The sequence below is a fragment of the Nereida sp. MMG025 genome, from assembly GCF_021654165.1.
Classification (GTDB): Bacteria; Pseudomonadota; Alphaproteobacteria; order Rhodobacterales; family Rhodobacteraceae; genus Nereida.
Window position 1 is genome coordinate 541970 of the sequence record NZ_JAKFZN010000001.1, and the last position, 20851, is coordinate 562820.

Below are 20851 nucleotides of genomic sequence, written 5' to 3' on the forward strand. Positions count from 1 at the left end.
GCGTTAGCCCAGTTTAGCGACAAGGGCTTTCTGTACGGGTGGCGTTACGAATTTGCTGACGTCACCGCCCAGGCGGGCAATCTCTTTGACCAGCTTACTGGCAATCGCCTGGTGCTGCGCCTCGGCCATCAAAAAGACAGTCTCAACACTGTCGTCCAGCTGGCGGTTCATCCCGACCATCTGATACTCATACTCGAAATCCGTAACGGCGCGCAGGCCACGCACGATGATCTGCGCGCCGACATCATTGGCGCAATCGATCAACAAATTCTCAAACGGATGCGTCACAATCTCCACCCCCGCCTCCGCCGACAGCCGCGAGGTTTGTGCCTCGACCATCGCGACGCGCTCTTCCAAAGAAAACAGCGGGCCTTTGTCGCGGTTGATCGCCACACCGATCACCAGTTTGTCCACCAATCGGGTCGCACGGCGAATGACATCGATATGTCCCAAGGTGATGGGATCAAAAGTTCCAGGATACAATCCAATGCGCATGGCGGGCCTCAACGGTCAACTGAGCCTAGATGGCCTGTTAACCTTCTGATATGCAAGTAAATTGATGGCGCTTAGTGGCCCATTATCATGCCCTGAAGGGCATCTTTGGTCACCTCAAGTTCACTCATCCGCGCTTTGACCACATCGCCAAGCGTGATCAAGCCAACCATCTTTCCATCCTCAAGGACAGGCATGTGGCGAAAGCGGCCATCTGTCATCATCTGAAGCACCTTGCCCGCGCGGTCACTTAACCCACAGGTGATCAGGTTTGTTGTCATCATATCGTCCACGGTCTCGTTCATGCAGCTTGCGCCTCGCGTGCCGATCTCTCGCACAATGTCGCGTTCCGACAAGATACCTTTGGCAACAATGCCATCATCACTGATCACCACTGTCCCGATCCGGTTTTCCGCCAAAACCTTTGCAGCATCAGACACCGAAGTCCCCGATTTCACGGTCACCACATCAGCTGTGGCTTTGCTTTTCAGAATTTGGTGAACCAGCATGTTGCAAATTTTCCTTATTTTGTTGGGAATGGCGCGCCCCCGTGCCATCAGCCTAGCCCCCCGCCCCCTAGGGCTGTCAAGCAATCGCTTGCCCGCACCGCACATTCGGTTAATTTAACAAGTGTTCAATATTACCCGAGCAGACTGCAAAAGGACGGCTACGATGGATTTCGCACTCTCCGAAGAACAGACCACGATTTTTGACATGGCCAGCGATTTTGGCCGCACACAGATCGCGCCTTTTGCGCAGCAGTGGGAAGCAGAGGGCACCATCCCGAAAGAGCTTTGGCCGCAACTGGCAGAGCTTGGGTTTGGGGGGCTTTATGTATCAGAAGAGGCTGGAGGTGCGGGGCTGAGCCGTTTGGATGCGACATTGGTGTTCGAGGCGCTTTCGATGGCCTGCCCGTCTGTCGCGGCGTTCCTGTCGATCCACAATATGTGCGCTAAAATGATCGAGACCTTTGGCTCGGACGTCGTGCGCGAAAAATACCTTGCGCCAGCGATCGGGATGCAGACGTTTTTCAGCTACTGTCTGACCGAACCGGGATCAGGGTCAGATGCGGCCGCCCTTAAAACCAAGGCTGAGCGCACGAATGAAGGATACGTGCTGAATGGCACCAAAGCGTTCATCTCTGGCGGCGGATATTCGGACGCCTACATCGTGATGTGCCGCACAGGAGAGGATGGGCCCAAAGGAGTGTCGGCTGTGATTGTTGATGACGGCGCAGCAGGGCTGTCCTTTGGTGGCCTGGAAGAAAAAATGGGGTGGCGCAGCCAACCCACCCGCCAAGTCCAGTTAGATAATTGCAATATTTCTTCAGATCAATTGCTTGGTAAGGAAGGCAAAGGTTTCACTTATGCGATGAAGGGCTTGGATGGCGGGCGTTTGAACATTGCAGCCTGTTCGCTTGGTGCGGCCCAATCCGCCCTTGATGCGACTGTGCGGTACATGGGCGAGCGTAAGGCCTTTGGTAAATCCATCGACCAGTTCCAAGCGCTGCAATTCCGATTGGCTGATATGGAGATCGAGCTTCAATCCGCCCGCACCTTCCTGCGCCAAGCGGCTTGGAAACTTGACGCCCAGTCACCCGATGCCACGGCATTCTGCGCCATGGCGAAAAAGCAGGTCACAGAGGTCGGCAGCCGCGTCGCGGATCAATGCCTTCAATTACACGGCGGATACGGCTATTTGGCCGACTACGGGATCGAAAAAATCGTGCGGGACTTGCGGGTTCACCAAATCCTCGAAGGCACGAACGAAATTATGCGCATGATCGTGGCGCGAGGGCTTTTGGCAAAATGACAGATATCGACATCCGCATAGAGGGGCGCGCAGGTCGCATCACTTTAACCCGTCCCCAAGCCCTGAATGCGCTGACTTGGGAGATGTGCCTTGAGATTGAAAAAGCGCTTGGCGCTTGGGCAGAAGATGGCGCCGTTGCGTTGGTGATCATTGATGCCGAAGGAGAGCGTGCATTTTGTTCGGGCGGCGACATTGCAGAGATGTATGCCACTGCCAAAGCGGGTGATTTCGACTACGGGCGCCGGTTCTGGTCCGATGAATACCGGATGAACCGCGCCTTGTTTCATTTCCCAAAGCCCGTCATCACCTTTCTTCAAGGGTTTACGATGGGCGGCGGTGTTGGCGTGGGCTGTCATGGCTCGCACCGTATTGTGTGCGAAAGCAGCCAAATCGCGATGCCCGAATGTGGGATCGGGCTCGTGCCGGACGTCGGTGGATCGCTTTTGCTGGCACGCGCAAGGGGCCGGTTGGGCGAGTATCTGGGCACGACCGCCACGCGTATGGACGCCGCCGATGCCATTTATGCGGAGTTTGCGGATTTCTACATCCCCGAAGCGCATTGGCCGTCACTCAAGCAAGCACTGATTGAAACGGGTGATTGGGAGGCGGTGGACCGAAGTGCCCAGACCCCACCCGCCGGCACGCTGGCCCGCCTGCAACCCCATATTGATCGCTATTTTGGTGGCGAAAGCCTCACCGATATCGTGGGTCCGCTGACATTTGTGGATAGTGCTTTTGCCACGGAAACCCTGAAAAAGATGGGGCGCAATGATCCGTTGGCGATGGCTGCCACCATCGAGATGATCCACCGCGTGCGCCCTTTTGATAGCATCGAAAAAGCACTGGAAACCGAATATCGCTACACGGGCCGCAGTGCTGAAAACGGCAGCTTTATCGAAGGGATCCGCGCAGCGATCATCGACAAGGACCGCAGCCCCAACTGGCCGCATACGATAGAAAGCGTGCCTGCCGTAGAAGTGTCCAAAATGCTCATGCCCATCCCGAACGATTGGCCGCAACTGACCTTTTGATCACTCAGCCGCCAGCGATTTGGCCTCAAGCATCGGTTTAAGATATTTGCCCGTGTGGGATGCCGCAACTTGGGCCACCTGTTCTGGCGTGCCTTCGGCCACCACGGTTCCACCACCATCCCCGCCTTCGGGACCAATATCGATGATCCAGTCTGCGGTTTTGACGACATCCAGATTATGCTCAATCACGATCACCGTGTTGCCGCCTTCGACCAATTCATGCAGCACTTCTAGCAGTTTTCGAACATCTTCGAAGTGCAGACCCGTCGTTGGCTCGTCCAAAATATACAAAGTACGACCAGTAGAGCGTTTTGCCAATTCCTTAGAAAGTTTCACCCGCTGCGCTTCCCCCCCTGACAGGGTCGTCGCCTGTTGTCCGACCTTGATATAGCCCAGACCCACCCGCATCAGCGCGTCCATCTTTTCTCGAATGCTCGGCACGGCCTTGAAGAACTCCTGCGCGTCCTCAACGGTCATATCCAGCACATCGGCGATGGATTTGCCCTTAAACCGAATCTCAAGAGTTTCGCGGTTATACCGAGCGCCACGACAGGTTTCGCACTCCACATACACATCAGGTAGAAAATGCATCTCAATCTTAATGACACCGTCGCCCTGGCACGCCTCGCAACGCCCGCCCTTGACGTTGAAGCTGAAGCGCCCTGGTTTATAGCCGCGCGCCTTGGCCTCAGGCAGACCGGCAAACCAATCACGGATCGGGGTGAACGCACCTGTATACGTCGCAGGATTGCTGCGCGGGGTGCGTCCGATGGGGCGTTGGTCAATGTCGATGACCTTATCTAAATGTTCGAGACCGCGGATGGTTTCGCAGGGCGCGGGCGTCTGGCGCGCACCGTTTAGTTGCATGGACGCGGTTTTGAACAATGTCTCAATCGTGAGCGTCGATTTCCCGCCGCCTGATACGCCCGTCACACAGACGAATTTGCCCAACGGGAAATCAACCGTGACGTTTTGCAGGTTGTTGCCAGTGGCCTTCTTGACCGTGATCTTCTTTTTGTTGCCTTTGCGTCGGTCCGCGCTGAACGGAATTTCGCGGGCTCCCGTAAGATACTGACCTGTCACGCTTTTCTTGTTTTTGGCGATCTGTGCCGGCGTTCCCTTGGCCACAACATGTCCGCCGTGCACACCTGCACCCGGCCCAATATCAAAGACGTAGTCCGCTTCGCGGATGGCTTCTTCATCGTGCTCGACCACGATCACGGTATTGCCCTGATCGCGCAGGTTTTTCAGGGTTGTCAAAAGCCGATCATTGTCGCGTTGGTGCAACCCGATGGATGGCTCATCCAGAACATAAAGAACACCTGTCAGACCCGATCCAATTTGGCTTGCAAGCCTGATGCGCTGGCTTTCACCGCCCGAAAGCGTGCCCGCATTGCGCGACAGCGTCAGGTATTCCAAACCAACGTTGTTCAAAAACCCAAGGCGTTCGCGTATTTCCTTGAGAATAGCGCGCGCAATTTCGTTCTTCTGCTTGCTCAGTTGGCTTGGAACGGTTTCGCACCAGTCAAAGGCATCGCGGATCGACATTTCGACCACCTGCCCCACGTGCAGACCCGCAATTTTTACTGCCAAAGCCTCGGCCCGCAGACGGTATCCCCCGCAGGTCCCACAGGAGCGATTGTTCTGATAGCGCTCAAATTCTTCGCGGATCCAGCTGCTATCTGTTTCGCGGTAACGTCGTTCCATATTCGGGATGACGCCTTCGAAGGTGCGTGTCACCTGATAGACGCGGCCGCCTTCATCATAGCGAAACGGGATTTCCTCGTCTCCAGAACCATAGAGAAACACCTGCTGCACCTTTTCAGACAAGTCTTTCCAACGTGCTGATTTGTTGAATTTGTAGTGTTTCGCAATGGCTTCGATCGTTTGCAGGAAATAGGGGGACTTGCCTTTGCGCCAAGGCGCCAGTGCGCCATCATAGATTTTCAGCGTTGCATCCGGAACCACCAGCCGCTCGTCAAAAAACAATTCATGGCCCAGACCATCGCAGTCAGGGCAGGCCCCAAACGGCGCGTTGAACGAAAACAACCGTGGCTCAATTTCGGGGATTGTGAAGCCTGACACGGGACAGGCAAATTTTTCCGAAAACGTAATGCGCTCGGGATCGCCCTCGGCAGGGGCCGTTTCCAAAATGGTGATCCCGTCTGCCAGATCGAGTGCTGTGCGAAAGCTGTCTGCCAGCCGTGTTTCCAGCCCCTCGCGGACGACGATCCGGTCAACGACCACATCGATATCATGGCGGAACTTTTTGTCCAATGTGGGCGGCTCGTCCAATTCATAAAACGCGCCATCCACCTTGACGCGCTGGAACCCTTGCTTGCGCAACTCCATGAATTCTTTGCGATATTCGCCTTTGCGGTCCCGAATGATGGGCGCCAGAAGGTAGCCACGCGTGCCCTCCTCCATCGCCATGACGCGGTCCACCATATCCTGAACTTGCTGCGCCTCAATCGGCTCGCCTGTTGCGGGAGAATAGGGTGTGCCAACGCGGGCAAACAAAAGCCGCATATAGTCGTAGATTTCTGTCACGGTGCCGACAGTAGAGCGGGGGTTTTTCGACGTCGTTTTTTGCTCAATCGAAATAGCAGGCGACAGCCCCGTGATATGATCGACGTCCGGTTTTTCCATCATATCAAGGAATTGACGGGCATAAGCGCTAAGGCTTTCGACATAGCGGCGCTGCCCTTCGGCATAGATCGTATCGAAGGCAAGGCTGGATTTACCTGAGCCAGACAGTCCCGTGATGACCACCAGCTGATCGCGCGGAATATCAACATCGATGTTCTTGAGATTATGTTCGCGTGCGCCGCGTACTTCGATCTTTTTCAGCTCTGGCATGTCGCCCCCCATGGCTCTTAGGTCTTACATAGGCGGCCAAAGGGGCATGGCCAAGGGAAAATTGCGAACGAAAGAGGAACGCCCGCCTATTGCTGACGCGAAAGCGCCCACCACATCACGCAGACCAGCCCCAAGCCGATCAAACATGCCAGTAGCGTGACACTCCACAGCCCCGAAAGCCCGCCTGCTGACAGCGCAAGCGCAAAGATCGGCGTGCCTGATGACGTTCCGATGTTGCCCATCTGTGCCAAGACACCCGACGCGCGTGCGCGGTCTTTCGTCGAGGCGTTCAAATGGGGAATTGCCGCGAAACAGGCCCCCGGAATTAGGCCCATCAGCGCGAAAAGAGGGGCCAGCACCCAAAGACCACCCCACATGGCAATGAGGACGCACACGATGGTTAAGACAAAGCCCAGACCAGCCAGAATATAGGGGTGGATCCAGCGCGCTAACCAGCCTGCCCCGAACGTGCCAATCAGGCTGAAAAGCGGCAACCACGTCCCCAAGGACGGCTTGCCAAGCTCGATAGGCAGAAACGTCAGCAAAGCGATGTAGATCAAGGTATAAAACACAAAGGCCATCGCGGGCGCTGCAATGCGGGCAGATGAATAAGCGCGCTTATGGGCTTGGATGGGTTCGATGACCGCCGGTTCGCGTTCTATCGATGGGATGCGCCACATCAGGACAAGGGCCATAATTGCAAGGCCAACCCCGTGGCTCAGAAAGACGCCAGACACCCCGATCATCGCGATCAGCGCCGGTAAAATGGCAGCCAGAATTGCAAATGATACCCCGAAGAACATCGCCCAAATGCTCATGGCGATGGCGCGGTGCGCATCATTGGCCGCCGCGGCCATGATGGGTGGTGCCGCCACCACAATCGCCAGATGAGAAACCCCCTCAAAAAGGCGCAGCACAAACAAAACGGGTAAGTCCGGCAAAAGGCTTTGGGCCAAGGACAAGGCCGCGCCAAGCCAAATTGCCACCAAAAGCACTGTTTTCAGTCCGTATTTCGCAGCAACGGCACCAGCGATCACCCCAAACGCAATACCGATCAGGCCAACCATCGACACAAGCGGCGCCACGCTTGCCATACCAGTGTCGTAGTGCGCAGCCAGATCGGGCAGCAGAAGTGACACCTTGCCGAACTGCGCCGCAGCAAACAGCCCAAGAATGAAGATAAGGCCTACCAGCAGCCAGTCTGTTTGCGTCCGTTCCATGCGCCCCACATGACAAGGGCGGCTGCTTTACGCAACCGCCCCTTTGTCTTTCGCGCGTATTTACGGATCACATGTGAATGACGCGGTCGTATGCGTCCAGCACACTTTCGTGCATCATTTCGGACAGTGTTGGATGGGGGAATACGGTTTCCATCAGATCTTCTTCTGTGGTCTCAAGCTTGCGCCCGATCACATAGCCCTGGATCATCTCGGTCACCTCGGCACCAACCATATGCGCGCCCAAAAGCTCGCCCGTTTTGGCGTCAAAAATGGTTTTAACCATACCCTCAGGCTCGCCCAAGGCAATCGCCTTGCCATTGCCGATAAAGGGGAAGCGACCGACCTTGATATCAAACCCAAGCTCTTTCGCTTTTGCTTCGGTATAGCCCACGCTTGCAACTTGTGGATGGCAGTAGGTGCACCCTGCAATGCTTTCGGGTTTAACCGCATGAACATTGTTTTTGCCAGCAATCAAATCAGCAACCATCACACCTTCGTGGCTGGCCTTATGCGCCAGCCAAGGTGCGCCAGCGATGTCACCAATCGCAAAGAGGCCATCAACACCGGTTCGGCAGAATTCATCTGTGACCACATGGGTGCGATCAATTTTGACGCCCAATGCTTCAAGGCCAAGCCCTTCCACATTTCCAACAATTCCGACCGCCGAAATGACCGTATCAAATTCGATTTTTTCAACTTTGCCATTTTTCTCGATATGCGCCGTTACCTTGCCCTTACCGCGATCAAGCTGTTTGACCATGGCTTTTTCCATGATCTTCATGCCTTGTTTTTCAAAGGCCTTCTTGGCGAAAGCGCTGATTTCAGCATCTTCGACAGGCAGCACACGGTCCATGACTTCGACAACCGTCGTGTCGGCACCAAGCGTGTTATAGAAGCTGGCAAATTCAATCCCAATCGCCCCTGATCCGATGACAAGCAGCTTTTTGGGCATGCGCGGCGGGGTCAGCGCGGTGCGATATGTCCAGACCAGATCCCCATCCGCTTCCAAGCCAGGCAATTCGCGTGCGCGTGCACCGGTGGCCAAGACGATATTCTTGGCACTCAGGTCTTCTCGGCCTTTGTCGGTTTTGACGCTGACCTTACCTTTGGCAGGGATTGTTGCCTCGCCCATGATGACAGTGACTTTGTTTTTCTTGAGCAGATGGCCAATACCGCCGGACAGTTGCCCTGCCACACCACGCGAGCGCTTGACGACCGCGTCAAGATCATAGTCGATACCGCTGGCCTTGAGGCCGAAGTCTTTGGCGCGGTGCATCAGGTGAAACACCTCGGAGCTGCGCAGCATCGCTTTGGTCGGGATACACCCCCAGTTCAGGCAGATGCCGCCAAGGTTTTCACGCTCGATCACGCAGACATTCATCCCAAGCTGTGCGCCGCGGATGGCCGCAACATAGCCGCCGGGGCCCGCACCAATTACAATAAGATCAAAGGATTTAGTTGCCATGAAAGTCAGTCCTCGCAGGTCATCACAAAAGTAGTTTAGCGTTAAACTATTATTTGTCAGATATGCAAAGGAATTGCACCCGCGCAAAGTGACGCGGATGCATGGTATCGCTGATACGCGGGTTTAGGCCTGCAACTGTTGAAGCGTCTGGCCGTAACCGCCCTCTTCGATGAAGGCTTCTTCATGGGCTGTGAACGCCCGCTCCAGAGCATCGTTGCGATAGGGGAAGCGCCCGAAACGTCGGATCACTTCGCGGTGCGCACGGGCGTGAAGCAGGTTGTCTGCGCCCGTGTCCGGCATGCGTGTCAGCACCAGCCGCACAGAGCGTTCCTGATCGCACAGATTTTCGGAATGCATCAGTGGCAGATAAAAGAACTGTCGCGCAGGCTCATCAATGCGCATGTCCCACCCTTTGTCGATCCCTGCCTTAGCGGCGGCCAGTCCCTGACGATCGCTGGCAAAGGCCTGAGCCGAACCGCGGAACATGTTGCGCGAAAACTGATCGGCCAGAATGATGTAAGCCAAGGTGCCTGATGGATACGTCAGCCACATGGACATGCCGCCGTCCATCAGCTCGTTCCATGCCGTTCGGAATTTAAGGGTAATTTCCGCGTCCAGCACCTCGCCGCCCGCATACCACCCTTTGGGACCGATTTCGTCGATCCAATAGGCCAGAACGTCCTCAGGTTTTGTCATCTCGCTTCCTTTCGCGATTGGACATGATAACTCAAGGTTAAGCGTGTCTGGGAGCAACGCAAGAGCGCTGAGCGACACGTTTTGCTGCATTTTGACACATTTATGCAGGTTTTAGTCGCCTGAAATGCCGTCGGATGCGTCTTCCAACTCTGTTTCGATGTAGTATTCCTGTGCGACTTCCACCGCAACGGGGCTGGTTGTGGCAAGGATAGGCGCATAGGATACCATGTCTTCGACCTCGGTGGTCGAGGCGCGCTGCGTCATACGGTAGGCGGCGTAAAACGCCAGCCCAATCATCAGCAACGCGACAAACAAAAAGAACGCCTCTGGCCCGATCACCCCCATCATCCACCCCACGACAAGCGGCCCTGCAATCGCGCCCACGCCGTTAATAAAGACAAGCCCGCCACTGGCCGCAGCCATGTCCTCATGCTCTAAAAAGTCGTTGGTGTAGGCGAGCAACAGCGCATAAAGCGGGTTGGACATGCCGCCGATGATAAAGGCCGAGACCAGCAAAATAGTGAAGTTCTGATCGAACAGATAAGCAAGCACCCCTGCCCCACCGCCAATCGCCGACACTGCGAAAATCAATAGGCGGCGGTCCATCCTGTCTGAAATCCAGCCAATCGGATATTGCAGCAACAATGCCCCGATATAGATCGATGAGACAAAGGCCGAGATTTGACCAACGCTCAGCCCACGCTCTGTCCCGTAGACAGCCGCCATGCCGAATTGCGCCGCAAAGACCCCGCCAAGCAGGACCATGCCGATGCATCCCAAAGGCGAGATGCCATATAACTCTCGCAAGGTCATGGGTTTGGTGGCCTCAAACGCAGGTGTCGGACTGATCGACAGCAAAATGGGCGCAAAGCTGATCGAGACCAAAACAGACGGCACGATGAACAAGATAAACCCAGACGGGTCGCCAAGCACCAATAGCCCCTGGGCAGACACAATCCCGAACATTTGCACGATCATGTAAAGTGACAATGCTTGGCCGCGATGTTCGTTATCGGTTGAGTTATTCAGCCAGCTTTCCGCGGTTACATAGACCGCAGAAAAACAAAACCCGATGATCACCCGCCCAAACGTCCACAGCAAAATGCTTGGGAAGGCGGGATAGAGGATCAACACCGCTGATATCAAACTGCCAAGGGCCGCAAAGACGCGCACGTGCCCGACCCGACGGATCATTTCCGGTGCCAGTTTCGACCCCCCCAGAAAGCCCACAAAATAGGCCGACATCACCACGGACATCTCGAAGGTGCCAAAGTCTTCCAGCCCCCCACGGATGCCAAGCAACGTGCCTTGCACGCCATTGCCAACCATCAGCAACATCATCCCCAGAAGGAGCGCCCAAGAGCTTTTGAGGACTTCAAGCATTGCTATCTCCGTTCGATCCTTTGGTTAGCCCTATCAGCGGACCGCACCCTGCGTCACCCGTAGGTGCGACACAGCGATGCCGTTTCCAGACACTTCATTCGATTTCGGGCAATAGCAAAGAGCTGTCGCCATAGCTGAAAAAGCGATATCGCTCTGCGATCGCATGCGCGTAAATGGATTTGATACGGTCGCAGCCCATCAGCGCCGATACAAGCATCATCAACGTAGATTTTGGCAAATGGAAATTGGTCATCAAACCGTCGGCAACCTTAAAGTCGAAGCCCGGTGTGATGAAGATATCGGTCTCGCCTGTCCAGTGGGTGATCTGGCCTGTCTGTGCCGCGGCACTTTCGATCAGCCGCAAGGCGGTGGTGCCCACTGGAATGACGCGGCCTCCCGCCGCTTTGGTTGCGTTGATTTGGGCTGCCGCATCAGGGCTCACCTGCCCCCACTCTGCGTGCATCTTATGATCGGTGATGTCATCAACCTTGACTGGCAGGAATGTGCCCGCGCCCACGTGTAGCGTTACTTCGGTGAAGGCCACGCCCATATCCGCGATTTGGCGCAACAAATCTTCATCAAAATGAAGGCTGGCTGTGGGGGCCGCAACCGCACCCGAATGGCGGGCAAACACCGTTTGATAGTCGTGTTTATCCTGATCGTCGGCTTTTCGCTTGGCCTCAATATAAGGGGGCAAGGGCATGGCACCCGCCGCATTTAGCGCAGCGTCAAAGTCATCGCCTGCAAGGTTGAAAGACAAAATGGCTTGCCCATCCACTTTTCCTTCGACCACCGCCTCCAAGTCGTCGGTAAACCTGATGGTTTCGCCCTCGTTTACCTTTTTGAGCGGTTTGACCAAGGCTGACCACCCGCCGTGCGGTTGGGGTGTCAGCAAGGTCACTTCAATTTTGGCGGCCACAGGGCCTTGGCCGCTATCACGGGTCCGCGTCCCCGTCAGCCGTGCGGGAATGACTTTGGTGTTGTTCAGGATCAGCCTGTCGCCCGACCGTAAAAACTTTGGCAGATCAAAGACTTGCGCATCAATGACGTTACTTGGACCGCTTGCAACCAACAACTTGGCATGCGTGCGCGGCTGTGCGGGTCGCGTCGCGATCAGGTGATCTGGCAGATCAAAATCAAAGTCGGACAGTTTCATATTCGCAAAGTCTCAGTTTCGTTGAGGGGGCGCACGGCGGAAAATTTCGCGGAACATGCCAGGGGTGAAAACTGAAAGCGGGTTAACCACAACGCGCGGCTGGCTGGAAGAGCCGCGCAAAGTAAAGTTGAACCCGATGAGCCCCTCGCCGCGTCGCGTAAATATCTGCCCGATACCGTTCAGGGCATAAAGCGGCGAGACAACGCCCTGCATATCCATCGCGCCGTCGGCCAACCTGTATCTGCCATCCATCGACAGGCCAATCGATGGCCCCGTTGCCGAACTGGAAAACACTGTCAGGTTTGAAGGGCTCAAACGAAAGGAGGCATCCACCGAGGTAAACAAAATCCCACCACTGCCCATCTGATCAAGCAGGCCAATGACGCTTATTGCGTTCAGAAGGCTTGCCAAAGCAGGGGCTTCAAAAACCCGTGTGTTTGTGACCTTGAGCACCCCGTCATATGTCCCTTCGGCCCCTGTCGGCTGCAAGGTCAGATCCAGCGTGCCACCGCGTGCTTGCCGAAGCAGATTGGCGCCGCGCGCCGCAGCGCCGGCATCGCTTGACTGGATGCGGATGGCTGTCCCCTGTGGTCCGGGAACCAAGGTGCCCGTAATCGCTGCCCCGCCATTCACCTGCCCCCGAAATTTGCCATTAAACGCGCCGCGCGTGCTCAGATCACCACGCATGTTCGTCAATGTGATACCATCGCTCAGGATCAATCGGTCCAGCGCCAAAGTGATGGGGCCACCATCCGAATTGCCGCCTGAGGTGCCCAAACTGGTTTGCCGCAGATCTAACGTGCCACCGCGAATTTGGACCGCAGGCGTGGCCCCGACCCCGCGGCCCGTAAGCGTGACAGGTGCATCAAGCCAGTTGCCGACCCGCAGCCGATTAAACTGCGCCGTTTGCAATCCACCGTTGGGCGAGACCGTGATTGTGCCTTGCGCGTCCAGGCCAGCGGCACGCAGCACAAGCCGATCAATCCGCGGCGGCGTGCCAAATCTGCCGTCGACCTCCAGCGTCCCTGTTTGGTTGCGCCCCTTGCGCCAGCTCAGCGCGGGAATTGATAACCTGACACCGCCAAGATCCGAGCGCAGCTGATAGCTGCCACCACCGTCTGCCTCTAATGACGCCGTTAGTCGCGCGCGTCCTGCGCCGCGCAGCGCACCATCAGGCAATGCGATGTTGAAGGTATCTAAAAACCGTTCGTCCAAGACGACATCGGCAGACAACGCGCTGGTGCGCGACCCGTCAAACTGTTGCGACCAGCGCACCTCGGCTGGCAAACGCGATAGCAGAACGCCGCCTTCCACCGACATGCCTTGGGGCGCGACCTGAATGTTCAGGGCTTGCGCCGTCAGGGTCCGATCCTCGATCAATTTGGTGGTTGTGACCTGCTGCAAGAGTCCCCGCACCGCATAATCGACATCATCGGTGCCAATTTTCTCTGCCAACGGTAAGGACAGATCCACATCCAGCCGCGCCCGCCCATCTGCAAGATCGACCGGCTGATCGTTTTTACGCATCAATTGCAGCGGCTCCTGATCGATCAACGACAGGGCTGCGGTGATCGTGCTGTCTGTTTTCAAACGAATCTCAGCGGGTGGATCACGCATAAACAAGTTGGCGATACGCATGTCCGAACCAGCGATTTGAATACGTCCCCCGCGCGGCGCAGTCACGAACCCTTTGTCCAAAGCAAGCACAAAGCGCTCACCTTGAAGCGTCGCAAAACCCGCACCACCTTCGATTGGTGGCATCTGGGCCATAAAACGGACATTTGCGTCTGAAAACTCGAAGCTGCTTTCGACAACAGGCTCTGCATTCGGGATCAGTCTGAGCGCCATGCCTGCGTTAAAAATCTCTCCACCCAGAAGGTTTTGGTCGAACCATGCACGGGTCTGCGGTTTTGCGTTGGCAGGCCAAAGATCCATCACCGTGCGTGCCGCGATACGCTCAACCACCGTATCCAGCGCGACCGACCAGCCATCGATGCTCACAGCGACTTTGCCTTTCGTTCGCAGCACAGGGGCGTCGGTCTCGCCAAGATCGGGTATGGCAAAAGCGTCGCCAATATCCAGTGTGAACGGGTCCAGCGCCAAACGGAAATCAATCGCGGCATCCTTGAACGTGGGCGCATTTCGAAACAAACCTTCGGGATTGGCCACCAGTTCGGAGAACTGAAATTGCCCGACCACGTCTTGGGGAAATCCATCTTGGAAAGCGCCGAGATAGGCAGTGCCCGATGCCAATGCGGAGAGCGTGTCGCTGCGCAACGCAAGTTCATCGAACGAAAGGCTTTGAGCGGCTGGATCATAGGTGAAATACGTGCGCGCGCCCTCAAATCGGATGGGGCGTGCGCCATCTTGGGGCGAAAGCGATCCTTGCGAGATATCCAGAGTTGCAAAGACAGTGCCAATGGTGCCTGCCGTATCCAGATCAAATCGCATGGCCCCAGACAGGGGGGCGTCCAGCACAGAAAGCCATGCCATCGCGGGCACCTGACTGGCAATCAGCTGTGCAGGCGCCGACACTAGGTTGACCCCAACCGTTCCACCAGATGTAACACCATCAGGCTGACGCGGTGCCTCATAGGTGATCTCCATCGTGGTGACATCGACCCCACCCGACAACACGGCAATGTCTGTGCGCAGGCGAATGCCCTGCCTGTCCTGCTCGGCCGTAATGCGCCCGCCATCGGCCACCAAAACCTGTCCTGAAAGCGCATCCACATATCGCAGCGTCACGCCTTCAACAACAACGGCATCAATGGTTTGGGTTGTTTCCAATGAAAACAGGCTATTGATTTCATTTATAAAATCACCAAATTGCAGGGCTCTTACGGCAGAGGTGTCTTCCCCGAAAGATACATTGAACCGCCCCTCTTCATCGCGGCGCAGGTTCATCTGCAATCCAGTAAGCTCGACCCGTTTTGCCTTGATTTCTCCGCGCGGCAAGGCACGCCGAAGCAAATCGATGCGCACGTCAGCAAGGCGGGCCACTGTTCCCGTTTCGGCGAACGCAAGGCGGATGTCCTGCAGTTGAATGTGGGTGTGAAGTTCGCGGTCCAGAACCACACTAATCTCGCCGATCTCCACATCCCCATTTTCAAGCGCATCGGAAAGTTGCGACTGAACTTGCGCTTTGAGCCAGTCAGGCGCGGGTATCGGGCGGTCAATGGAAACCACCACCGCCAAGACCAAACCGACACAAAACAGAACCAGCATTGAAAAGAACAACTGCACAGCACGCACACCAAACCACGCGCGCCGCGGGCGATTGGGCTGTGTCACCTCTTCTGGTGCGCCTTGTGCAGATGTTTCGTCGTTCATCTCTTTATATTCCTAGGAACAACACTAAAACGAAAGGGGAATAGATATCATACCATCACGGAGATCGCCTCATGCCTGACATCGGCCAAGCTGCACCAGACTTCAACCTTCCGCGTGACGGTGGTGGAACATTATCTTTGGCGGATTTAAAAGGACAAAACATCGTTTTGTACTTCTACCCGCGTGACGACACACCCGGCTGCACGAAAGAGGCAATCGCCTTTTCAGAACATCTGGACGCTTTTGAGGCCGCCAACACAGTGATTGTCGGCGTGTCCAAAGATAGCGTCAAAAAGCATGACAAATTTCGCGACAAACATGGATTGAAGGTCGCTTTGATCAGCGATGAAGAGGGCGACGTGTGTGAACGTTATGACGTCTGGAAAGAAAAAAGCATGTATGGCAAAACCTATATGGGCATTGAACGGGCCACGTATCTGATTGATTCCGAAGGACAAATCGCACAAGTGTGGCGCAAGGTGAAAGTGCCGGGCCACGCAGATGCTGTTTTGGAAGCCGCGCAAGCGCTTTGACCATGACCACCCTGACACAGATGGCATGCGAGGTTCTGACAACCGCGGATGCAAAGGAAAAAACACGGCTTTCGCGGCGGCACGCCAAGACTTGGTTTGAGGCGCGTAAAGCCAACAAACCCATCCCGATCGGAATGGCTGAACCACCTTTGCGCCCTGCCCGACCCGCCAAGCCAGACCTGCTGCACCCACGTGATGTGCCGCGCCGTGGCCCCGGCACGCCCGAAGGACGCACGGCAATGTTGCATGCCGTCGCGCATATCGAACTGAACGCCGTTGACCTGCATTGGGATATTATCGCGCGGTTCGGCGGGCGCGTGGATTTGCCGATCGGGTTTTATGACGATTGGGTCAAATCCGCGGATGAAGAAAGCAAGCACTTCGGCCTTCTGTCGGACTGTCTGGCGCGCTACGGATCACAGTACGGCGATCTGGATGCGCATGCTGGCATGTGGGCCGCCGCAGAGGACACTGCACAAGACCTGCTTGGGCGGCTGGCCGTGGTGCCAATGGTGCTGGAAGCGCGTGGATTGGACGTCACCCCCGGGATGATAAAACTGTTCAAGCAGGCCAAAGATATGGACGCCGTGAACGCGCTGGATGTGATCTATTCCGAAGAGGTGCACCACGTGGCCTACGGATCAAAATGGTTTCACTACTTGTGCGGGCGTGATGCGCTTGACCCGACGCCCACTTTTCATGGCTTGGTCAGGCGGTATTTTCACAGCACACTCAAGCCGCCTTTCAACGAAGAAAAACGCGCCGAGGCAGGCCTGCCGCCTGATTTTTACTGGCCACTGACCGACGCGGGCGAGATACCTGCGCCAAAGGTTCCCTAACCGCGCTGATCACGTCGGCGAAAACCTGCCCGTTTCCGTAGCGTTTTCACCCTCAAGCCCTTCGATTCACTCAAATTTGTTGCAGCATGGACGGTGGATTGTTACACCCCACCCACGCGGTCCGTTTTGGGGAACGAGGCTAGTGAAGTTGGGACACTAAAAACGGGGCAGTCACCTGTGAAGCCATCAATCTTGAACCGTATCAATCACGGCTTGGAACGTATCTTGCCCGAACGCCGGCTTTTCTTGCGCTCGGACACCGAAACGCGTTTCATCCTGATGAAACCTTTGACGCAGCTTGTTGCGTTGGCAGGCAGCTCGGCGATTATCGCTTGGAGCATCTTTGCAACCGCAATCCTGATAATGGACAACATCGGCGCGGGTAATTTTCGGGATCAAGCCAAACGTGACCAGGCCTTTTACCAAGCTCGCCTGAACGAACTTGCATCAGAACGAGACACACGCGCAGGCGAAGCGATTGCGGCACAAGAACGGTTCAACGCCGCGCTGAACCAGATTTCCGACATGCAAACGCAGCTTCTGGCCACCGAAGAACGCCGCCGCGAGCTTGAGATCGGCATGGAGGCGTTTCAAAAGACTTTGCTACGTGTGTCCGAAGAGCGTGACTTTGCAAAAGGCGCGTTGGAAAACCTGACCGCCTCGCTTGAGGGCGAAAACGGTGCGGCGCAAAACCCGCTTGTCCAAGCACGTGATCTGGAGACGACCGTCGATTTTCTGGCAGGTGCGTTGTCTGATACGGCCACCGAACGTGATACCGTTGTGGCGGATGCGCAGGCCGCTTTGATTGCCGCCGATGAAATGGCAGCAGAGATCAAAGTGCTTGAGGACCGCAATGACGAGATTTTCCGCAGCCTCGAAGAAGCAATGACCGTCTCTGTTGCGCCGCTTGATAAAATGTTCCGCCAAGCGGGCCTGTCTACAGACAACCTGCTGCGCGAAGTTCGCCGCGGTTATTCTGGTCAGGGCGGTCCTCTGACGCCACTGTCGTTTTCAACAAAAGGCGAAGCCGATCCCAACGCCGCGCGTGCCAACGACATCATGAGCAAACTGGACCGGCTGAACCTATACCGAATCGCCGCTGAAAAAGCGCCCTTCGGAATGCCCGTCAAAAGCAATTTCCGCTTCACATCAGGCTTTGGGCCGCGTTGGGGCCGCATGCACAATGGCACCGATTTCGCGGCGCCTATTGGCACCCCCATCTATGCACCGGCGGACGGTGTTGTGACTTTTGCCGGCTGGTCCTCAGGATATGGACGTGTGGTGAAAATTCAGCATGCTTTTGGCATCGAAACACGCTACGCCCACCAATCAAAAATCCGCGTGAAAGTTGGCCAAAGGGTCTCGAAAGGCCAGCGTATCGGTGATATTGGCAATTCTGGACGGTCAACAGGCCCCCACCTTCACTATGAAATTCGTGTGGGCGGACGGCCCGTTAACCCAATGATCTACATCAAGGCTGCACAAAATGTTTTCTAAAAGCAAAATCAACGATCCCGCACCCAAGGCTGATGACACCAAAGCAGCAGCACCTGCGGCCCCTGCAAAAGCACCTGCGCCAGAGTTCAAACCCTCTGCGCCAAAGCCCAAGGCCCCTGCCTCGCTGATCTCGTCTGATCTGCACATCAAAGGCAACCTGCGCACCGCAGGCGATATTCAGGTCGAAGGCGAAGTAGATGGCGACATTCGGGCCCACCTGCTGACAATCGGCGAAAGCGCAACGATCCGCGGTGAAGTCATCGCTGATGACGTCGTGGTGCATGGCCATGTGGTTGGCCGTGTGCGTGGCTTGAAGGTGCGCCTGACATCAACTGCACGGGTCGAAGGCGACATCATCCATAAAACAATCGCAATCGAAAGCGGCGCGCATTTCGAAGGCTCGGTCCAGCGGCAGGACGATCCGCTGTCGGCGACAAAAGCCAAGCCAGCAACCGATAAGGCAGCGCCTGCGAAATCCTAAGCAATCCTATCAGATCAACCCAAGGGCGCCCGTTTCGTGGCGCCCTTTTTCGTTGTGCCTCTAGTCGTTGGACACATCTTCAATCATGCTGCGATAAAGATGCCATGTGGCGTGCCCAAACAGGGGGAGCACAACAAAAAGCCCCAAAAACCAAGGGATCAACGCAATAAACGTGGCGATGGCGATAATCCCCCCCCACATCAGATAGGGGAGCGGAGCATCTTTCACCTCTCCGATGGACATCAACGACGCTGTCATAAAATCAACGTCGCGGTCTACAAGCATCGGCAATCCCACAACGGTCATCGCAAAAATCAGACCTGCAAAAACCGCCCCCACAGTCGTGCCGACGGCCAGCATCATCAGGCCATCACCTGACAGAAAAACCTCAAAGCTACTGAACACGTTGGTCATTGTTTGATTGCCCAAAAACAGGGCAAAAAGCATGTGGCCCAGAAAGAACCAAAACAACATCATCACAACGATAATAACAGCCAGCCAAGGCACCTGCCCTTCTTTATGCAGCCAGACATCTGTCAGGATTTCCCCGAAATTCAGCGGGCTTCCTACTTCCAGCCTGCGGCTGATTTCATAAAACCCCAGTGCTGCAAGCGAGCCGATCATCGGAAATGCCAAAACGGCCAGAACCATCCAATAGCTTTCCCCCGTGCGATAGGTCACACCCGCGATCAACCAGCCAAGCAACACATATACGCTGGAAAAGAAGATCCCGTAGAGCGGTGCGCGACGCATATCACGCCAGCCCAGACGCAGGGCATGGACGATATCGCCCAGTGTTGGCGATCTCAGCAAAGCGGGTCCGTGTGGACGGCGGTTGGTCAGGGTTGTCATAGCCCAAGGCTAGCGCGGCACTCTGTGCTTTGCCAAGGGGGGATGTCAGTCTTCCAAATTGGCTTCGGCGCGTGATTTACCCGAAACGTCCATCGCAAGCGTTGCGCCCATAAGCCCATCAAGATCACCGTCCAAAACCCCTTTGGTGTCAGAGGTCTCGAAATTGGTGCGCAGGTCTTTTACCATTTGATAGGGCTGCAACACATAGCTGCGGATCTGGTTGCCCCACCCCGCATCGCCCTTGTTTTCATGCGCTTCGTTGATCGCTGCGTTCCGTTTGTCCAACTCCATCTGGTAAAGCCGCGATTTCAGCGCCTTCATGGCGATATCGCGGTTCTGGTGCTGTGATTTTTCAGAGCTGGTCACAACGATCCCCGTGGGGTTGTGGGTGATCCGCACCGCCGAGTCGGTGGTATTCACGTGCTGCCCGCCCGCACCAGACGACCGGTAGGTATCAATCCGGATATCTGCAGGGTTCACCTCGATTTCGATGTTGTCGTCCACCACGGGATAAACCCAGACCGAACTGAACGAGGTATGGCGCTTGGCCGCGCTGTCATAGGGCGAGATACGGACCAGACGATGCACGCCGCTTTCGGACTTCAACCAGCCATACGCATTTGGCCCGCTAATCTTGTATGCTGCTGATTTGATCCCCGCTTCGTCACCGGCGCTCTCAGACTGCAGTTCAACTTTATAGCCCTTCTTTTCGGCCCATCGCACGTACATCCGCGCAAGCATGCTGGCCCAATCGCAGCTTTCGGTGCCCCCTGCACCTGCATTGATTTCCAGAAAGGTATCGTTGCCATCGGCTTCGCCGTTCAGCAGGGCTTCCAATTCCTTTTTGGCCGCATCTTGTTTGAGTTGGCGTAGGGCGTCTTCAGCTTCTTTGACGATGTCCGCGTCGCCTTCCATCTCGCCCAGTTCGATCAATTCCATATTGTCAGACAGCGTCTGCGTCAGGCTTTTTTCAACCTCTATGGCATCCACAAGAACTTGCCGTTCGCGCATAAGCTTTTGGGCGTTATCGGGATCATTCCAAAGGTCGGGATCTTCGGTGCGGGCGTTGAATTCTTCCAGCCGATACGCCGCTGTCTCGATGTCCATACGCTGGCGCACCAACTCAAGCGACTTTTCGATATCGTCGACAATGTTTTGGATTTCTGCACGCATGTCTTAGCCCCGTTTATCAGCATCGCGGT

General features: G+C 55.8%; 17 protein-coding genes. 6 read left to right on the forward strand and 11 right to left on the reverse strand.

The genetic code is table 11. The annotated features are described in order from the left end of the window. Positions 1–3: 3 nt before the first annotated feature. Positions 4–495, reverse strand: coding sequence for a pantetheine-phosphate adenylyltransferase (coaD, locus tag L1065_RS02615; protein ID WP_237093888.1), 492 nt, complete (start codon positions 493–495; stop codon positions 4–6). A gap of 71 nt (positions 496–566) precedes the next feature. Beyond that, positions 567–1001 (reverse strand): CBS domain-containing protein, encoded by a 435-nt coding sequence (locus tag L1065_RS02620; protein WP_237093889.1) that lies wholly within the window; start codon positions 999–1001, stop codon positions 567–569. A 163-nt stretch (positions 1002–1164) separates the two neighbouring features. Between L1065_RS02620 and L1065_RS02625 the strand changes: the two genes are divergently transcribed. After that, entirely contained in the window at positions 1165–2304 is a 1140-nt protein-coding gene (locus L1065_RS02625; protein WP_237093890.1) for an acyl-CoA dehydrogenase family protein, read from the forward strand. Then, positions 2301–3335 (forward strand): enoyl-CoA hydratase/isomerase family protein, encoded by a 1035-nt coding sequence (locus L1065_RS02630; RefSeq protein ID WP_237093891.1) that lies wholly within the window; start codon positions 2301–2303, stop codon positions 3333–3335. Before L1065_RS02625 ends, L1065_RS02630 begins: the two co-directional genes overlap by 4 nt. Here L1065_RS02630 and uvrA read toward each other — a convergent pair whose 3' ends face one another. The 7 genes from uvrA to L1065_RS02665 all read right to left on the reverse strand — a co-directional run bounded on the left by uvrA (position 3336) and on the right by L1065_RS02665 (position 15447). After that, the gene (gene uvrA, locus L1065_RS02635) at positions 3336–6194 is read right to left on the reverse strand and encodes an excinuclease ABC subunit UvrA (protein WP_237093892.1); all 2859 of its coding nucleotides are present in this window, start codon (positions 6192–6194) and stop codon (positions 3336–3338) included. An 86-nt stretch (positions 6195–6280) separates the two neighbouring features. Beyond that, positions 6281–7414 (reverse strand): MFS transporter, encoded by a 1134-nt coding sequence (locus tag L1065_RS02640; RefSeq protein ID WP_237093893.1) that lies wholly within the window; start codon positions 7412–7414, stop codon positions 6281–6283. A gap of 67 nt (positions 7415–7481) precedes the next feature. After that, entirely contained in the window at positions 7482–8879 is a 1398-nt protein-coding gene (gene lpdA / locus L1065_RS02645; protein WP_237093894.1) for a dihydrolipoyl dehydrogenase, read from the reverse strand. Between the two features lie 123 nt (positions 8880–9002). Beyond that, on the reverse strand, positions 9003–9575 hold the full coding sequence (locus tag L1065_RS02650; protein ID WP_237093895.1) for a DUF924 family protein: 573 nt from the start codon (positions 9573–9575) through the stop codon (positions 9003–9005). A gap of 111 nt (positions 9576–9686) precedes the next feature. Beyond that, complete coding sequence (locus tag L1065_RS02655; protein ID WP_237093896.1) at positions 9687–10958, reverse strand: MFS transporter; 1272 nt, start codon at positions 10956–10958, stop codon at positions 9687–9689. 94 nt (positions 10959–11052) lie between these two features. Further along, on the reverse strand, positions 11053–12114 hold the full coding sequence (gene queA, locus L1065_RS02660) for a tRNA preQ1(34) S-adenosylmethionine ribosyltransferase-isomerase QueA (protein WP_237093897.1): 1062 nt from the start codon (positions 12112–12114) through the stop codon (positions 11053–11055). A 12-nt stretch (positions 12115–12126) separates the two neighbouring features. Further along, a complete protein-coding gene (locus tag L1065_RS02665) occupies positions 12127–15447 on the reverse strand; it encodes a DUF3971 domain-containing protein (protein WP_237093898.1) in 3321 nt (1106 codons plus the stop codon). Between the two features lie 71 nt (positions 15448–15518). Here L1065_RS02665 and bcp point away from each other — a divergent pair, with 71 nt between their 5' ends. The 4 genes from bcp to L1065_RS02685 all read left to right on the forward strand — a co-directional run bounded on the left by bcp (position 15519) and on the right by L1065_RS02685 (position 18797). Further along, positions 15519–15980 carry a thioredoxin-dependent thiol peroxidase gene (gene bcp, locus L1065_RS02670; protein ID WP_237093899.1) on the forward strand — a complete coding sequence of 154 codons (462 nt, stop codon included), beginning with the start codon at positions 15519–15521 and terminating at the stop codon, positions 15978–15980. A gap of 2 nt (positions 15981–15982) precedes the next feature. After that, a complete protein-coding gene (locus L1065_RS02675) occupies positions 15983–16819 on the forward strand; it encodes a ferritin-like domain-containing protein (RefSeq protein WP_237093900.1) in 837 nt (278 codons plus the stop codon). Between the two features lie 177 nt (positions 16820–16996). Continuing rightward, complete coding sequence (locus L1065_RS02680; protein ID WP_237093901.1) at positions 16997–18316, forward strand: DUF5930 domain-containing protein; 1320 nt, start codon at positions 16997–16999, stop codon at positions 18314–18316. Beyond that, entirely contained in the window at positions 18306–18797 is a 492-nt protein-coding gene (locus L1065_RS02685) for a polymer-forming cytoskeletal protein (protein WP_237093902.1), read from the forward strand. The genes L1065_RS02680 and L1065_RS02685 overlap by 11 nt, the downstream gene beginning before the upstream one ends. Positions 18798–18857: 60 nt before the next feature. Here L1065_RS02685 and L1065_RS02690 read toward each other — a convergent pair whose 3' ends face one another. Together L1065_RS02690 and prfB are read right to left on the reverse strand one after the other, a co-directional pair. Continuing rightward, entirely contained in the window at positions 18858–19649 is a 792-nt protein-coding gene (locus tag L1065_RS02690; RefSeq protein ID WP_237093903.1) for a DUF2189 domain-containing protein, read from the reverse strand. Between the two features lie 45 nt (positions 19650–19694). Then, entirely contained in the window at positions 19695–20822 is a 1128-nt protein-coding gene (gene prfB, locus L1065_RS02695; RefSeq protein ID WP_237093904.1) for a peptide chain release factor 2, read from the reverse strand. Between the last annotated feature and the right edge of the window lie 29 nt (positions 20823–20851).

What these genes read in the sequence shown, in the direction of transcription:
- L1065_RS02655 (WP_237093896.1), bottom strand. Translation starts at nt 10,958, where the DNA reads ATGCTTGAAGTCCTCAAAAGCTCTTGGGCGCTCCTTCTGGGGATGATG.
- L1065_RS02690 (WP_237093903.1), bottom strand. Translation starts at nt 19,649, where the DNA reads ATGACAACCCTGACCAACCGCCGTCCACACGGACCCGCTTTGCTGAGA.
- bcp (WP_237093899.1), top strand. Translation starts at nt 15,519, where the DNA reads ATGCCTGACATCGGCCAAGCTGCACCAGACTTCAACCTTCCGCGTGAC.
- L1065_RS02685 (WP_237093902.1), top strand. Translation starts at nt 18,306, where the DNA reads ATGTTTTCTAAAAGCAAAATCAACGATCCCGCACCCAAGGCTGATGAC.
- L1065_RS02620 (WP_237093889.1), bottom strand. Translation starts at nt 1,001, where the DNA reads ATGCTGGTTCACCAAATTCTGAAAAGCAAAGCCACAGCTGATGTGGTG.
- coaD (WP_237093888.1), bottom strand. Translation starts at nt 495, where the DNA reads ATGCGCATTGGATTGTATCCTGGAACTTTTGATCCCATCACCTTGGGA.
- L1065_RS02675 (WP_237093900.1), top strand. Translation starts at nt 15,983, where the DNA reads ATGACCACCCTGACACAGATGGCATGCGAGGTTCTGACAACCGCGGAT.
- L1065_RS02625 (WP_237093890.1), top strand. Translation starts at nt 1,165, where the DNA reads ATGGATTTCGCACTCTCCGAAGAACAGACCACGATTTTTGACATGGCC.
- uvrA (WP_237093892.1), bottom strand. Translation starts at nt 6,194, where the DNA reads ATGCCAGAGCTGAAAAAGATCGAAGTACGCGGCGCACGCGAACATAAT.
- L1065_RS02665 (WP_237093898.1), bottom strand. Translation starts at nt 15,447, where the DNA reads ATGAACGACGAAACATCTGCACAAGGCGCACCAGAAGAGGTGACACAG.
- L1065_RS02630 (WP_237093891.1), top strand. Translation starts at nt 2,301, where the DNA reads ATGACAGATATCGACATCCGCATAGAGGGGCGCGCAGGTCGCATCACT.
- L1065_RS02650 (WP_237093895.1), bottom strand. Translation starts at nt 9,575, where the DNA reads ATGACAAAACCTGAGGACGTTCTGGCCTATTGGATCGACGAAATCGGT.
- queA (WP_237093897.1), bottom strand. Translation starts at nt 12,114, where the DNA reads ATGAAACTGTCCGACTTTGATTTTGATCTGCCAGATCACCTGATCGCG.
- prfB (WP_237093904.1), bottom strand. Translation starts at nt 20,822, where the DNA reads ATGCGTGCAGAAATCCAAAACATTGTCGACGATATCGAAAAGTCGCTT.
- lpdA (WP_237093894.1), bottom strand. Translation starts at nt 8,879, where the DNA reads ATGGCAACTAAATCCTTTGATCTTATTGTAATTGGTGCGGGCCCCGGC.
- L1065_RS02640 (WP_237093893.1), bottom strand. Translation starts at nt 7,414, where the DNA reads ATGGAACGGACGCAAACAGACTGGCTGCTGGTAGGCCTTATCTTCATT.